Source organism: Streptomyces sp. NEAU-W12, from assembly GCF_026242095.1.
In the GTDB taxonomy this organism is placed as follows: domain Bacteria; phylum Actinomycetota; class Actinomycetes; order Streptomycetales; family Streptomycetaceae; genus Streptomyces.
Map to the genome: position 1 here is coordinate 399,248 of NZ_JAPJDM010000001.1, position 15,049 is coordinate 414,296.

General features: G+C 69.9%; 11 protein-coding genes, 1 tRNA gene and 3 pseudogenes. 7 read left to right on the forward strand and 8 right to left on the reverse strand.

Translation table 11 applies throughout. From position 1 onward, the window contains the following. Positions 1-695: 695 nt before the first annotated feature. Positions 696-1,258, reverse strand: a pseudogene (locus tag ORI94_RS01785) (Uma2 family endonuclease); the annotation flags it as partial. Between the two features lie 138 nt (positions 1,259-1,396). On the opposite strand from ORI94_RS01785, the pseudogene ORI94_RS01790 reads away from it, so the two are divergent. Beyond that, a pseudogene (locus ORI94_RS01790) lies at positions 1,397-1,982 on the forward strand (transposase family protein); the annotation flags it as partial. 125 nt (positions 1,983-2,107) lie between these two features. Here the strand turns inward: ORI94_RS01790 and ORI94_RS01795 are convergent. Beyond that, positions 2,108-2,716, reverse strand: a complete 609-nt coding sequence (locus ORI94_RS01795; RefSeq protein WP_266071881.1) for a hypothetical protein — start codon at positions 2,714-2,716, stop codon at positions 2,108-2,110. Between the two features lie 422 nt (positions 2,717-3,138). Between ORI94_RS01795 and ORI94_RS01800 the strand changes: the two are divergent. Beyond that, positions 3,139-3,836 (forward strand): annotated as a pseudogene (locus ORI94_RS01800) (replication initiator); the annotation flags it as partial. 471 nt (positions 3,837-4,307) lie between these two features. Here ORI94_RS01800 and ORI94_RS01805 read toward each other — a convergent pair. Then, positions 4,308-5,078, reverse strand: coding sequence for a calcium-binding protein (locus ORI94_RS01805; protein WP_266071882.1), 771 nt, complete (start codon positions 5,076-5,078; stop codon positions 4,308-4,310). Positions 5,079-5,580: 502 nt separating this feature from the next. Between ORI94_RS01805 and ORI94_RS01810 the strand changes: the two genes are divergently transcribed. Next, a complete protein-coding gene (locus tag ORI94_RS01810; protein ID WP_266071883.1) occupies positions 5,581-6,186 on the forward strand; it encodes a lytic polysaccharide monooxygenase auxiliary activity family 9 protein in 606 nt (201 codons plus the stop codon). 647 nt (positions 6,187-6,833) lie between these two features. On the opposite strand, the gene ORI94_RS01815 is transcribed toward ORI94_RS01810, so the two are convergent. Beyond that, positions 6,834-7,667, reverse strand: coding sequence for a PIG-L family deacetylase (locus tag ORI94_RS01815; protein WP_266071884.1), 834 nt, complete (start codon positions 7,665-7,667; stop codon positions 6,834-6,836). Positions 7,668-8,257: 590 nt separating this feature from the next. Between ORI94_RS01815 and ORI94_RS01820 the strand changes: the two genes are divergently transcribed. After that, positions 8,258-8,524: a CopG family transcriptional regulator gene (locus ORI94_RS01820; protein ID WP_266071885.1), complete on the forward strand. Its 267-nt coding sequence runs from the start codon at positions 8,258-8,260 to the stop codon at positions 8,522-8,524. Next, positions 8,521-8,964 (forward strand): PIN domain-containing protein, encoded by a 444-nt coding sequence (locus ORI94_RS01825; protein ID WP_266071886.1) that lies wholly within the window; start codon positions 8,521-8,523, stop codon positions 8,962-8,964. The genes ORI94_RS01820 and ORI94_RS01825 overlap by 4 nt, the downstream gene beginning before the upstream one ends. Positions 8,965-9,315: 351 nt before the next feature. On the opposite strand, the gene ORI94_RS01830 is transcribed toward ORI94_RS01825, so the two are convergent. Beyond that, positions 9,316-9,389: transfer RNA gene (locus ORI94_RS01830), tRNA-Gly, on the reverse strand. A 567-nt stretch (positions 9,390-9,956) separates the two neighbouring features. Here ORI94_RS01830 and dcd point away from each other — a divergent pair. Next, positions 9,957-10,532 (forward strand): dCTP deaminase, encoded by a 576-nt coding sequence (gene dcd, locus ORI94_RS01835; protein ID WP_037702868.1) that lies wholly within the window; start codon positions 9,957-9,959, stop codon positions 10,530-10,532. A gap of 23 nt (positions 10,533-10,555) precedes the next feature. Further along, positions 10,556-11,044 (forward strand): phosphoribosyltransferase, encoded by a 489-nt coding sequence (locus ORI94_RS01840; protein ID WP_266071975.1) that lies wholly within the window; start codon positions 10,556-10,558, stop codon positions 11,042-11,044. 69 nt (positions 11,045-11,113) lie between these two features. On the opposite strand, the gene ORI94_RS01845 is transcribed toward ORI94_RS01840, so the two are convergent. The 3 genes from ORI94_RS01845 to ORI94_RS01855 all read right to left on the reverse strand — a co-directional run bounded on the left by ORI94_RS01845 (position 11,114) and on the right by ORI94_RS01855 (position 14,529). Then, on the reverse strand, positions 11,114-12,205 hold the full coding sequence (locus tag ORI94_RS01845) for a Yip1 family protein (RefSeq protein ID WP_266071887.1): 1,092 nt from the start codon (positions 12,203-12,205) through the stop codon (positions 11,114-11,116). Positions 12,206-12,326: 121 nt separating this feature from the next. After that, a complete protein-coding gene (locus tag ORI94_RS01850) occupies positions 12,327-12,977 on the reverse strand; it encodes an FG-GAP repeat protein (protein WP_266071888.1) in 651 nt (216 codons plus the stop codon). 97 nt (positions 12,978-13,074) lie between these two features. Then, positions 13,075-14,529 (reverse strand): FG-GAP-like repeat-containing protein, encoded by a 1,455-nt coding sequence (locus ORI94_RS01855; RefSeq protein ID WP_266071889.1) that lies wholly within the window; start codon positions 14,527-14,529, stop codon positions 13,075-13,077. Positions 14,530-15,049: the final 520 nt, after the last annotated feature.

Genomic DNA, 15,049 nt, shown 5'->3' on the forward strand with positions numbered 1-15,049 from the left:
CCACGATGCGGCCTGGTCCCGCCTCTTTCAGGGAACCCACCATCACCGTGTGACTCCAGAGCGTGCAGGAGGAGTGGTGCAAACGCCCGAGCCGGGATCTCGGGTCGCCGCTGAGCACGGCACGGTTGATTGCGGCCGGAGTGCACCAGCCGGCCGAAGCCGCGGAGGGTCTCCGGCAGGCTTGACCGCGTGGTGCCGGTGCTTCTTGCTGGACTCGGCGGTGATCTCGGCCGAAGCTGCCGTCGTGGTGCGGATCTGGCGTGCTTGTGGCAGACGGCAACTGATCACGGCGCAACAAAGAACCCCCGAGCCTGTGACCTGGGGGTTTACGTGGAGCGGGTGACGGGGGTCGAACTCGCGCTCCCCGCTTGGGAAGCGATGACGCTGGGACGGCCGCCCTGGCGCTGGCCTGCAAGTACGCGCTCGACGACGATGACGCGCCGCTTCGGCACGTGCTCCTGTCGACCGTGGGTGTCCGCTCTGAAGGGCACGCGGTGGGCACGCGGTGGGCACGGCATTGCGAAGTGGTCCGACCAAAGGCATGGATGTGTCCCGCGTGGCTCTGCGTCTCCGTGTCCTGCTCGCCCGAGGAGTCCTGGGCGCTCCCGCACATGATCCGCAGACGAAACGCGGGAGTCCGCCGGGCGCACCGCCGCAGACCGAGCAGCCCCTCTGCCTGCCCTGCGACCGGTTCGGATCTGGCCGAGGTCGATCTCCGCCGCGAAGGGGGCGGTGATCTTCAGGACGCCGACGAACACGTCCCCTTCGCGGTACGTCCTCGTCGCGGGGTCGAGCAGGTGCGTATACACCAGCGGTGTACCCGTCGCAGCCTGCTCGATCCGCCAGTAGAAGCCGATCCCGGCCTTGGCGTGCTGGTCCACCTCCACGATCCGGTCGGTGGTCTCCGGGCCCGGCGACACCACCTCGGCCACGAGCAGTACGTGCTCGGGCCGGGTGGGCGTGACGTCGATCGTGTCCGCACGGTGGACGATGACGTCGGGGCGGCGACTGGTCGGCGGGACGTCCTGCAGCCGGACGGCGAAGTCCGTGTCGGCGTTCCAGCCGGGGCCGGCTGCGGCGTCCAGGACGTTCGCCAGGATCCGGGCCGGCCGATTGTGCCGCTTGGAGGCGCTGGGGCTCACGACGACCATTCCGTCCACGATCTCGATGCCGGCGCACTGCTCCTCGGACCAGGACTCGTACTGCTCCGCCGTGATCTGCTCGTGCGTCCACGCCGGGGCCCCATCTCGGCAGTCATGACACGCCTCCCGGACACTGTGCGGCGGGCCCGATCCCGTTGGAGCCGGCGTACTGTCCACGGCTCGGCCGACGCTTCCTGCCGCCTGTCACTGCTCCCGCCACGGGGGCGTGAGTTCCACCGACGCGATCACGCTCCCGCACTGCCGGCGGCCGGCAGGCCCTGCTCGTCCCCGCGCACCTGCGCTGCGGTGACACCTGTGCCCGCCCCGCGGCGGGTTTCCGCATCGCAATCGCGACGGTCTGCCGCTACATACGTGAGGCCGCCGACCTCCTGGCCCCGCTCGCTCCGACACTGGAGCAGGCCATGGACACGGTCCGCAGCAAGGCGTACGTCGCCCTCGACGGCACGCTGCTGCTGATCGACCGCATCGCCACCGACCGCCCGTACTGCTCGGGCAGGAAGAAGCGCCACGGCATGGACGTGCGGGTGCTCGCCGACCCGGCCGGACGCCTGATCCGGGCATCGGACGCGCTGCCGGGAGCCCTCCGACCTGACCGCGGCCCGGACCCACGACATCCCGGCCACTTTGGCCGCCGACGGCCTCAAGTGCCGGGCGGACAAGGCGTACCAGGGTGCGAGTCCCGCCGTCCGCGTCCCGTTCCGGGGCAGGAATCCGCGCGGCCGGCGCCGGCGGCGCAACCGGGACCACGCCAAGACCCGCAGCCTCGGCGAACGCGCCATGGCAACCCTGAAAGGCCGGCGGCTCCTGCGCAAGCTCCGCTGGAACGACGCTTCGGCGTCCGTGAGTTGTTTTCCGACGGCTCCCCGAGCCGCTCAGGGGCCGACCGGGTGCGGCGCTGCGTTCTCGGCGTTACCTCTCGGTCGAAACCGAGAGGTAACGCCTCCTCAGATGGTCGGGGTGTCGTCGACAACCGGCCTGTGAATCGTAACGACCGGCTTCCACCCTGCGGAGAACTCGATGAAGTCCGCACGGGTGGGGTAGGTGTCGATCGCGCGACGGTCCCGCTTGGGGCTGTCGCTCCCCTTGCGCCCCCGGGGAATCTGCTCCTCGAAGATGTCGACCTTCACGTCGGGAACCTCCTTGAGGCCCTGGCGCCAGATCTGCACGATGTCGGCGCCGAACGCCTGCCGGGCCGCAGCGTAAAGGGCCGTGAGGGCCCCCCTGTCCCCATTCGGGACGAAAAGTGCCAGGTCCAGCACGACACCGGCGGACTGGAGGACCTCGATGGTCACCGAGCCGTTCTCGTCGGCCAAGTAAATCCCGGCTTCATTCTCGTCGTCGGGAAGGCAGGACACCTCTTCTTGGAATACGGTTCTCGCCGTGACCGAGCCGCCCTCGAAATTCTCGCCGGGCTTGGTCAGGAAAGCAGGGGCGTAGCAGTCGGGAAGCTTGAGTTCTGCCGTGTCGGCGGAGACGAAGATCCTGTCCTTTACGCCGAGCTTCGTCACCTCTTCCAGTGAGAGGCGGCGTGCGGCGATCTTCTCCGTGTTCACGATTTCCCTTTCAGGTTGCACTGTCCCTCCGGACAATGACGCTACCACGAAACTCTGAGGTCAACTGCCCAGTAATCTCTGGGTAAATAGCCTCCGGTTACGTGCACGGGAGGATGCTGAAGCGAGTGCCACTCGGTCGGGAACACGCATCTGCCGGATAGTGTCCCTCGTCATGGTGTTGGGAATCAACTGGCGGTTGCATTTCGGTGCGTTGGGTGGCACGGAGGAACTAAAAGAGAGTTTGCGGTAGATATCACCCATATAGTCTTCGGGGGGCGGAGAGGTGAGGCGCTCCATTCGTCATGCATCTCGAAGAGCGCAGCGGAAACCAACTGGACGGTCCGACAACGCGACCACGGGGACTCCCGCCGGAAGAATCTGGATGCAGCGCGAACCGGAAGTCTCGTACTGCCGCGCCTTCTGCCGTCCACTTCCCCGCGGTCATCCGCCTCGACGGCCCGGAAGGCGGCGACACCCCGTCCCCGCCCTGGGCCACGGCCGAGCTGCCGACCGACGCCATCCGCGCCGCCGCCCCGCCGTCGCTTCCCGCGTGGACGGCCCGAGAATCGACGGCCGGGCCCACACCTTCGCCTTCGGTCGGCAACTCGACGTCCGCCCGGTCCGCTCCGCCGACTTCGACGGCGGCCAGGAACCGACCGAGCGTGCCGTGGCCGCCTGAATCGCCGAGTACGCCACCAAGGGCGCCGAGACGACGACCGGCCCCCTGGACCGACCGACCGACCGACCGATCCGCTTCCTCGCCGAGCCGGCCCACGCCCGCACCACCGACCACGCCCGCCGCCTGATCCGCACCGCCTGGACCCTTGGCGCACGGCCGGAACTGGCAGACCTCCGCCTGCGGGCCTGGGCCCACATGCTCGGCTTCCACGGCCACCACGAGGTCGACGGCGCCGGGCTCGGTCGGATGCCTGGCCGGCGGAGACTTCGGGTGAGCACACAGTTCCAGCGCAGCCCTTTGCCCCGGCCGCGGTGGACCTGCGCTCCGGGTGCCCGTCGGCGGCCATCGCCTCCGCCCGACCGGCCTCGCCCACGCGGTGGTCGGCCGTCATCGCGCTGTGTGTACCGACGGCGCTGCCGATCCCCAGACACGGCACCGTGAACACGAGCCATCCGAGGACGGCCCGCCAGGAATGCCGGACACTCCAACGCGCTGTGCGCACAGTGAGTGGGGTAAGTCCGAAAGCCGTACTCGGCGCTCGGCGGCGCCGGATGGCACCGCCGCTGAGTGGTCGACCGGTCTTGCGGCCCGATGCTCAACGCGGCGTGCGCGGCTGAGGCTGAAGGCGGCACTGCCAGTGACAGTCTCCGCAGGAGTGCCGTCAAGGGGGATCTGGCTGGACGGACCCGTGCACCCGATGCCGAGGGTGATCCACTGGAGGCTGCCGGTGGAGAACCCGAGGGTGGTGCCCCCCTCGGGCAGCGCGACATTCAGGACCGTCGCGCGGCGACCTGCCGTCTGCGGCGTTCGCGGTCGACGCGGCTCGGGTGGCGGGTCGCCGACGGCGGTGGCTCGGCGCCCGCGGCGCTGTTTCGCGCGGCGGGACAGGACCTTCGGGGCATGGAGGCGCACTTACGGGAGAACGATGTTGCGGCCGGGTCCGCCTTCGAGGACGTCCTTTCCGGTGCCACCGCAGACGATGTCGTCACCGCCTTCGCCGTCCAGTGTGTCGTTGCCGGGGCCGCCGAGGACGAGGTCACGGCCGTCCCCGCCCATGGCGTGGTCGTCGCCGGGGCCGGCGTGCACGGTGTCGTCACCGCCGTAGCCCTCGATCATGTCATCGCCCCGGCCGCCCCACATCTGCTGGTTGCCGCTGTCGCCCATCAGGTGGTCCGTGCCGTCGCCGCCGTGCAGGGCGGCGGGTCCCATGACCATGTCGTTCCCCGCGCCGCCCAGCACCGCGCGGGCGGTATGGGCGTGCAGTTCGTCGTCGCCGGGGCCGCCGCTGACGGTGCCGATCCCGGGGGTGAAGGCGGCGATCTTGTCGTTGCCGTCGCCGAGTAAGACGTCGATCCTGTCGGGCCGAGGGCTGTCGGCGGGCAGTTCGCAGACGACGGAGGTGGTGTCCTCGGCTCTGGAGTACGCACAGTGGTCGCCCGGTTCGAGCGGGACCACGTCGCTGAAGCCGATCCGCCGGATCCCGTCGCTGGTGTACATGGAGAATATGTTGAGGTTGTTGGCCTGCCCTGCGGCGGCGGTGAAGAGGATCGACTGAGTTGCCCAGTCGGCTCCGACGCGGGCCTTCGCCTCGGTGGCGGTGGCTGCGGCTGCCGGGCCGACGGCGAGGCCGGTGGTGAAAAGGGCCACGGCGACCGCGCCGACGGCGGCTCGGTTTCGGTTCATGAGACCTCGTCTCGGTGGAGTGACGGTGGGCCGACCTGCTTGGCGTGGTGCTGACGGGGACCGGGCGGACCCGGTCGTGAAGGCAGTCTTCCCTGCTGCTCCGGATCCGCAAGACCGCGAAGTGACGCGGCGACATGGTGAGCCGATGTCCCTCCGGAGTGATGGTTGGGCTTCTTCGGTCAGTCATGTCACCGGTGCCGCCGTGGCAGGAATCGCCAGCCGACGTCTGTCCTGACGTCGCTCCGCAGATCGGTCCAGGCCGCATCCTCGTGTTCCGGTCCGGGAACGGTCCTGACTCCCGGCTCACGGCAGATTGCCTTCTCGCCGACCATCCCTGTGATCAACTCCGTTTGCTCCATTGACATTTCACTCAGCGGGCCTACCGTTGGGAGCGCTCCCACTACAGCTTGCAACTGGAAGGAGTTCCCCCCACATGCGCAAACAGAGTTCGTTGACCGGGCGTTCGCGGTCGCCCCTCCGCCGGCCTCTCCAGGTGCTCGTCATGCTGTTCGCCGTAGTCGCCGGCGCACTGACCTGGTCGGCCCCCGCCCAGGCTCACGGCACCATCGTCGGCCCCGCCTCCCGCGCGTATCAGTGCTGGAAGACGTGGGGCAGCAACCACACGAACCCGGCCATGCGGACCGAAGACCCCATGTGTTGGCAGGCTTTCCAGACCAATCCCGACACCATGTGGAACTGGATGAGTGCGCTCCGCGACGGCCTCGGTGGCCAGTTCCAGGCGCGGACCCCCGACGGGACGCTCTGTAGCAACAACCTCTCGAGGAACGCCAGCCTGAACACGCCCGGGCAGTGGAAGACCACCACCGTCGGCAACAACTTCTCGGTCCACCTGTACGACCAGGCGTCCCACGGTGCCGACTACTTCAAGGTCTACGTCAGCAAGCAGGGCTTCAACCCCAAGACCCAGACCCTGGGCTGGGGCAACCTCGACTTCATCACGCAGACCGGCCGTTTCGCCCCGGCGCAGGACATCACGTTCCCCGTCCAGACCTCCGGCTACACCGGACACCACGTCCTGTTCGTGATCTGGCAGGCCTCGCACCTCGACCAGGCCTACATGTGGTGCAGCGACGTGAACTTCGGCTGAGCCGGGAAGCGCCGCACACGGCACCGGCCTCTGCCAGGCGCCGGTGACCCGCCGCCCGACCGACCGAGCTCCGTCGGGACAGGGGACCCATTCGGTCACCCTGCCCCGACGGGGCTTGCTGCGCTCCTTGCGCTGTGACCGGGAACCTTTGCCGGACCGCCGTTGTGCTGGATGTCAGGACGGCGTGGGGCAGGGGCGGGTATGGCATTACCGGTGAGGGTCCGTCGGCCGACCGAGCAGGAGGGGCAGAAGCTGCAGCAGGTCGGCGTCACAAGTGGCGCAACCATGCGACTCAGGGCACACCGCCGCCGAACTGGACCAGACGAAAAGAAACCCCAGGGCGCTGACCTGGGGTTCCGCTTGGAGCGGGTGACGAGAATCGAACTCGCGCTCTCAGCTTGGGAAGCGACGGGGCTTGCGTAGCCGGACACTTCCGGCCTGGCCGTTTGCTTCCAGCGTGACCCCTGCTGGCGCAGGATCGCACCGCTGTTGACCGTGGTCGACCCGTCGTACGGGCACGCCATGGGCACGCCGCCGACTCGAAGGCGCGGGAAGTCCTTCGAGGGAGCACCGCCGAAGCGCTGTAAGCGACCCGCTCGATTGCGCCGTGCGGTCGATGCGCTTTCCCGGCCGGTCCTACGGGTGGATCAGCGCAGTCCGGCGAAGAGATCATTCTCGGGCAGGGCCGCGCCGGTGGCGTCCTGGACACGTACGAAGGTCTCCGTGCCCATCAACTCGCCGAACCTCTCCTTTCCCATCTTGAGGAAGAAGATGTTCTCGCCCTGACTGGCGTGCGCGGCCAACGCGTCGAACTTCCGACCGCTGAACGCGGTGGTGTCCACCCACGTGGTGACCTCATCGTCGGGGAGGCCGATCTCGGCCATCGCGGCGGCCTCGGCAGGGTCCGGCTCCGGCATGTCCGGATGAAACTCGCGCATGATCTCGCCGAACTGCTGCATCCCCGAGCGGGGCATCGTGGTCCAGTACACCTTCGGTGTCAGCGCGGTCATCTCCAGCGCCGCCATCGTGATGCGGTGGGCTTGGATGTGGTCGGGGTGGCCGTAGAAGCCGTTCTCGTCGTAGGTGACGACCACATCAGGTCGGTAGTGCCGCATGAGTTCCGCGAGTCGGGCCGCGCCTTCCTCCACGGGGGTCTGCCAGAAGGATCCGGGGGCGTCGTTGCTCGGCCAGCCCGTCATCCCGGAGTCGGCATAGTCCAGCATCTCCAGATCACTGACCTTCAGGACGTCACAGCTCGCTTTGAGTTCTTGACGACGCATCAAGGCGACCGCCGCCGGGTCGTGCCCGGGATCGCCCGGCTTGACACCCCCCGGCCCGTCACCGCAACCACCGTCGGTACACGTCACGAGAACCGTGCGGATGCCTTCCGCCGCGTACCGCGCTAGAACACCTCCGGTTCCGGTGGCCTCGTCGTCGGGGTGGGCGTGTACTGCCATGAGCGTCAAGGGTCGGTCAGTCATGAAACAGTCCTCCTGCGGATATAAGTCCTGGTCCGAGTACGCGGCGGGCGTGCCGCGATCCTGGAGCCCGGATCCTGGTGGGGCGGATGACCTTGCGGCCTCAGTGCTCCCGCCGTCTGGCGCCGGCCCCTCGGTCGGTGCAACCGCGCCGGACGCACCGGCTGTTCCCGGCGCGGCCACTTGGCCTTCGAGCGTCGGCGTTCAACGCGACCGGGGGACAGGCGCGACCTGCACGTCTCAGCACCACGTCGGATTCGGCTTCCGTCCAACACCAGCTGTGAGATTCCGACCGGTGTGCGGGCCCGGGGATGCGTAGAGCGGCTGAGCGCGACAGATGCGGTCGCACATGGCTGCCGGGCCCTCGCCTCGGCTCGGGAGATCACAGAATGTGGGATCACCCCTACGGACTTCGACCTCCACGAGAAGTGGTTCGGTGCAAGAGGCGGCGAGCACGGTGCGGTGCCGTAGCTCAATGCCTCACACCCATGACGGGCGCGGCCAGTTCTGCCCCCCTGCGATTGCGGCATCCGATGAACCGAAGGACAAGGCACCTGCGTGTGTCAATCTGGTACATGGACTATTCTTGGTACATGTCCATGAAGCGCACGAACGTCTACGCCGACCCCGAAGACCTGGCGATCATCAAGGAGGCCGCGAAGCGTCGGGGGATGAGTGAGGCCGAGATCATCCGCCAGGGCATCCACCTCGCGGCCATGGCGAACAGGGTCTGGGACGAGCCGCTGTTCTCGCGCACCTTTGAGGGGACGGGGCGCACATCCTCCAGGTCGGAGGTCCGTGACGCGGTCGCCGACGCTGTCCGCCGTGAGACCGACTCGGATTCCGGAACCGTCGCGTGATCATTGTCATCGCCGGCACGTCCGGCCTCCTGGCGGCCCTGGACTCGGCTCACCCGGAACACCGGGCGGCGAACGAGGCGATCATGGCGGCCGGCCTCCTGGTCATGTCCCCGCTGCTGCTGGCCGAACTGGATCACGTCGCCACGCGCGAGCTCGGCAGGGAGGCCGCCCTCGGCGCGGTCGACGACCTCCGGCGCTGGATGAACCGGGGGCGTGTCGTCATGCCGGAGATCACGGAGGACCACCTGGGCGCCGCCCAGTCCGTCCGCGTCCGCCACCGCGCGCTCGACCTCGACCTCGCCGACGCGGTCAACGTGGCGCTCGCCGCCGACTACGACACGGACGCGATCCTCACCCTCGACCGACGTGACTTCCGGGCCGTACGCCCCTTGGGCCACCACAAGGCGTTCCGGGTACTCCCCGACGATCTCCCGCTCTGATGCGACGAGAGCCGAACTCGCGCTCTTCGCTCGGGAAGTGACGGTGCTCGGGCAGCTCGTGCGGCTCTGACACGCACGGATGTTGTGTGGCAGGGTGGGGACGGTCGCTGAGAACACGGTTCGCCTACATGCACCGGACGGCTACGACGGCGGACGACGTGGACAGCGCCGTCTCCAAGCAGAACCGCCGAACCCGTGACAGGGCGCCGCCTTCCCTGGTCCGGTGCCGACCCGCACGCATCTCCTGCGGGCGGGCACTGCCCGCCCGCACCATCGACGAGCCGATGGTGCGGCACCCGCCCACCGGTCTGGACGACAAAACCCCCGGGTCGATGACCTGGGGGTTTCGCATGGAGCGGGTGACGAGAATCGAACTCGCGCTCTCAGCTTGGGAAGCTGATGTTCTACCATTAAACTACACCCGCTTGTGATCCAGAACGCCGACCTCGGCCGGTGTCCGGATGCCCGCCCACTGTACCCCATGCCAGGTCCCCGGTGTTTCCCGTACCCGGGGGCCTGATGATGTCTCAGGGGTGGAAGCGGGTGCGGAGGGCTGAAGTTGGGGCGTACGGTGGGGGCCCCGGGCGGGGGGTGGCCGGGTGTGGAGTGCCGCCTGCGAGGCCGTCTCTTTGATCCCGTAACGTGGCTTTTGTCGTCAGGGCAGGAAGCCAGATGCGGTTCTTGGGGAAGGGACTCTCGGACTTGATGCAGCGCACCGTCGTCCGCTGTGCCGATGGGCACGTGTTCACCGCCACCTCGTTCCCGATGCGGCAGGCCGAGCGACTCGGCCCCGGTCGGTTGCTGCGTTGTCCGCGCTGTGCGCGGCTTCGCAGCGTCGTACCGGTGGTCTTCGAGAAGCGGTAGAGCGGCAGGGCCGGGTCCGGCCCGCCGGTCGTGAGACCGGTCGGCGGGCCGGGGCAGCACACCTGGGGCATGGGCGCGTGGGGCGGCGGGATGGTGGCCGGCCTGCGCGTCTTGCGTATCCTCGGGGAGTGCTTCTCTCAGACAAGGACATCCGGGCCGAGATCGACGCCGGGCGGGTACGGATCGATCCCTACGACGAATCCATGGTGCAGCCGTCCAGTGTCGACGTGCGCCTCGACCGCTTCTTCCGGGTGTTCGAGAACCACCGGTACCCGCACATCGACCCCTCCGTCGAGCAGGCCGATCTGACCCGGCTCGTCGAGCCGGAGGGGGACGAGCCGTTCATCCTGCACCCCGGTGAGTTCGTGCTGGCCAGCACGTACGAGGTCATCTCGCTCCCCGACGATCTCGCCTCGCGGCTCGAAGGGAAGAGTTCGCTGGGGCGGCTCGGGCTGGTCACGCACTCGACCGCCGGGTTCATCGACCCCGGCTTCTCCGGTCACGTGACCCTCGAACTGTCGAACCTCGCCACGCTCCCCATCAAGCTCTGGCCCGGTATGAAGATCGGCCAGCTGTGTCTGTTCCGGCTCAGCTCGCCCGCCGAGTTCCCGTACGGCAGCGAGCGGTACGGGTCCCGGTACCAGGGGCAGCGGGGGCCCACCGCCTCGCGGTCCTTCCTCAACTTCCACCGGACCCAGGTGTGAGCGGCGCGGGTGACGCGAGCGGCGTGCGGGAGAAGCTCACGTACGAGCAGTTCGGTGTCGCCGTGCGTGAGCTCGCGCAGGCCGTCGCCGACGACGGGTACCGGCCCGACGTCGTGCTGAGCATCGCCCGTGGCGGTGTCTTCGTCGCCGGCGGGCTCGCCTACGCCCTCGACTGCAAGAACCTCCATCTCGTGAACGTCGAGTTCTACACCGGCGTGGGGACGACGCTGGAGATGCCGGTCATGCTGGCGCCCGTGCCCGACGTCGTCGACTTCACCGACAAGAAGGTGCTGATCGCCGACGACGTCGCCGACACCGGCAAGACGCTCAGGCTCGTCCGCGACTTCTGCCTCGAAGCCGTCGCCGAGGTGCGCAGCGCCGTCGTGTACGAGAAGACGCAGTCGCTGGTGAAGTGCGAGTACGTCTGGAAGCGGACCGACGAGTGGATCGACTTTCCGTGGTCCGCGCAGCCGCCCGTCGTCGGGCGGGCCGGGCAGGTTCTCGACGCGTAGAGCGGGCGAAGAGGGAGAGGAAGGGGGCACCCCGCCGGGAGCCCCCTTCCTCGTGTGCTGCTCGCCGCGCTACAGCGTGCCCAGCTTGATCAGGGACAGCAGGGCCAGGAGCTGGATCGCCGAGGCGCCCAGGGCCTTCGGCCAGGGGAGGTCGTGGGAGCGGCTGACCATCAGGGTGAGGAGCGCGCCGCCCGCGACCCAGGTGGCCCAGCCGATGATCTGGACGAACGTGGCGTCGCCGCTCGCGAACATCGCCAGGATCAGGCGCGGGGCGTCCGTGAGGGACGCGATCAGCATGGACAGGCCGACCGTGGGCTGCCAGTTCCCGTTGCCGCCGAGCTGGCGGGCCAGGGAATGGGTGACCACGCCCAGGATGAGGAAGCTGACCACCATCGCCACGGCCGTCATCAGGACGATGGGTATGGCGTTGGTGATGGTGGCGTTGATCGCCTCCTCGCGGGCGCCGTCGAAGCCGAAGACCGCGAGCAGGCCGTAGAGGAAGGTCACGATGAGGGCGGGGCCCCACACCGTGTAGTCACGCATCTGCAGGAAGGTCCGGTCGGGGGCGGTGACGACGCCCTTGAGCAGGTCCTTCCAGCGCAGCCGGGGCCCCACCGGACCCGGCAGGGGGGCCGCGTCGCCGGGGTAGTGGTCGTCGTTGATCTGGAAGGCCTGGGTGTGGCCCGGGTTGTTCGCCGCGTAGGGGTCGTGCGGGGCGTGGGGGGAGTGCGGGGCGTGGGCGCCGGGAGGGTACGCGCCGCCGTCGCCGAAGTATTCGGGCTCGTCGTGACCGCCGCCGTGTCCGCCGCCGCGCCCGGGGCCGTGCGGGCCGCCGTAGCCGCCGCCCGGTCCGGCCGGGCCGCGGTTCATCTGCGGCCAGCCGCCCCCGTTGCCCCCACCGTTGCCGCCGCCGCTGCCGCCTCTGCCGTAGGGCGGCTGCTGGGGAGGGTACGGCTGAGGCGCCTGCGGGGAGCCGTAGGACGGCCCCGGCGGCGTCTGCTGTCCGTACGGAGGGTTGTGCGGTCGCGCGTGAGGAGCGCCGTTGTTGTCCCGGCCGCGTCCGATTCTGAATCCAGCCACGTCGTCGAACGTACCTGGTCCCGGCGAGCCGCGCGCCGGGCCCGGGGTTCCGGGCCCGGCTTTGCGGCTGAGCTGTGACATCCCCTAAGGGGCCGTCAGCCCGGCTGTCCGTCCTGCGTAGGGCTTCGAGGCGGTCCGGTCCTGCGGAGGACGGAGCCGGAGCCGGAAGAGGACGGAGCCGGAACCGGAGCCGGAGCCGGTGTCAGCCGAGGAAACCGCCACTGAACTCCGGCAGCGTGACGGCGTCCTGCGACGTCGGGGTGGTGCCCGTGCCGTGCAGCAGGATGCCGCGCCACTGCGCGCCCACGCCGAGGTCGGCGCGGCCGTCGGCGTTCAGGTCGCGCAGGCGTACGGAGTGCCCGAAGAAGCTGTCGGCTTCGGCCGGGCCCAGCACCGTCTGGGCGATCCAGGAGGAGCGGGAGCCGCTGAGGCCGCCCGAGCCGCCGCGGAAGAAGTGCACGCCACCCTGGTAGGCCCGGTCGCCGACGGCCTCGTGCGGCACGCCGACCGCGAGGTCCGCGTAACCGTCCTTGTCGAGGTCGGCGCTCGCCAGCGTCTCGCCGAACCGGTCGTCCTCCTCGCCGGCCCCGGGGACGCCCGCGCTGTCCTGGTGGATCAGCTGGGGGCGGGTGGTGTCGAGGCCGCCCGAGGCGCCGTAGAGCACGGTGACGGTGCCGCCCTCGCGGCCGACGTCGTCGTTGCCGCCGTAGGCGAGGTCGCGGTGGCCGTCGCCGTTGAAGTCGTCGTGGTGCTTGGCGACGGCGGCGGAGGCGGAGGCGGGGGCGGCGAGGAGGACGGGGGTGAGGCCGGCCGCCAGGAGGGTGGCGGCCAGGGCGGCGGTCTGTCTGCGCACGAAGGCCTCCCGGGGTGGGCGGGCCGACGGGCTGGTGGGACCGGCCGGCCGGCCGGCGGTGCGGGGCTGGTGGGGCGGGGCCGGCCGGTGGGCGGCGTCAGCCGTTGACGTGGAAGCCGAACAGCGGGGTGCCGGCCGAGGAGATGCCGGCGGGGGTCAGACCGATGCCGCGTCCGGCGGGGTCGATCTTCGCGCCGTCGGAGTTGAAGACGACGGCGTAGCCGTTGCCCGTGTTCTCCCAGGGGGTTCCGACCGTGAGGTCGGCCTTTCCGTCGCCGGTGACGTCGGAGAGGAGGACCTCGCCGCCGAAGCCGTCGTTCTCCTCGCCGCCGCCGGGGACGCCCGGGGTGTTCTGGTCCAGGGCCTGGGAGCCGGTCTCGCGCAGGCCGCCGGTCCAGCCGTAGATCACGGAGACCATGCCGGCGTCCTTGACCCCGTCCAGGTCCTCGCCCGGCGCACCGACGACGAGGTCGTCGTGGCCGTCGCCGTTGATGTCGCCGAGGGAGACCTCGTAGCCGAAGCTGTCTCCGGTCTCGTTGCTGCCGGGCACGCCGGCCGTGTTCTGGTCGATGGTCTCGGCGGCGCCGTCGGGGCCGGACGACGTCCCGTAGAGGATCTCGACGGCTCCGCCCTTGGACGTGCCCGCGCTGTTGCTGCCGCTGTCCCACTGGTTGCCGATGACGATGTCGCCGCGGCCGTCGCCGTCCACGTCGCCGATGTCGGAGATGATCCCGGCGGGCAGCTTCTGCGCACCCGACGTCGTCACACCGGAGGAGGAGCCGGGCAGCCAGTAGTTGGCGTTGTACGAGTACTCGTCGTCGCTGTCGCCCTCGTAGCCGTCCACGACCAGGTCGGTACGGCCGTCGGCGTCGATGTCACCCGGGGTGAGGTTGAAGACGTCCAGGCCCTTCACCTTGAGGATGGGGGTCGTGACGCCGTAACGGCCTCCGGTGGAACCCGACTTGGTGAAGCCGCCGCGGTAGATGTCGACCTTGTTGATGTCGGACGCGATCGCGAGGTCGTCGCGGCCGTCGCCGTTGTAGTCGCCGGCCGCGACCACCTGGCCGAACCAGTCGTGGGTGGAGCGGGCCGGGTCGGAGACCGTGGTGCCGCCGGACAGGCCGCCGGAGCCGCCCCACAGGATGGCCACGGTGCCGCCGTCGGTGTCCGAGCCGGCGTCCTCGCCCGGCGCGCCCACGGCCAGGTCGGCGTAGCCGTCGCCGTTGTAGTCGCCGGGTGCGGTGTGGGAGCCGAACTGGTCGCCCGTCTCGGCGGCGCCCGGGACGCCGGCGCTGTTCTGGCTGAGGGTCTGGATCCTCTTGGCGCCCGCGCCACCCGGGGAGCCGTACAGGACGGTGACGACGCCGGCCTTGGACTTGCCGTTGACGGAGGCGAGGGGGGCGGTGACGGCGACGTCCCGGTAGCCGTCGCCGTTGAAGTCGCTGTCGAGGCCCGGGGCGGCGGCCGCGGGTCCGGCCGTGGCCACGAGCAGGCCGCCGGTGAGCGCGGCCGCGGTGGCGGCCGCCAGGGTGATGCTGAGCTTCTTGCGCATGGGTCTCCTGCCCTGTGCGGGACGGCCGCCGGCTGCGGCGCCCCGTGCCGATGCGGTGATGCATCCGTGCTCGTCACTGGATGGGGGCACGGGTTCACCGGGCGGTCACGGGGTGATCACCCGGCGATCACCGACAAGGAGACCGGCGAGGGGCGGGGAGGGTTGTACGTGGACATGGCGAAAGTGCGGGAGGGGTGCGCGACGGACATGAGGGGTGCGCGACGGGCGTGAGGCAGGCACCGACGGGCGTGAAGCCGCCGCCCGCGCCCAGCATGGTGGAGCCCCGCACGGTTGCGCCCGGGACGGAAACTTCGGGGCAGGCGCGTCAGGGCGGAAGACCTGGGGCGGAAGCTCCGGGGCAGGTGCGTCGGGATGACGGCGGTGCTCCGCCGCCGGTCGGAGCCGGGACGAAAGCCCTGGGACGGACGCATCGGGGCGGAAGACCTGGGGCGGACGCGTCGGGGCGGAAGTCCCGGGATGGAAGCTCCGGGGCAGGTGCGTCGGGATGACGGCGGTGCTC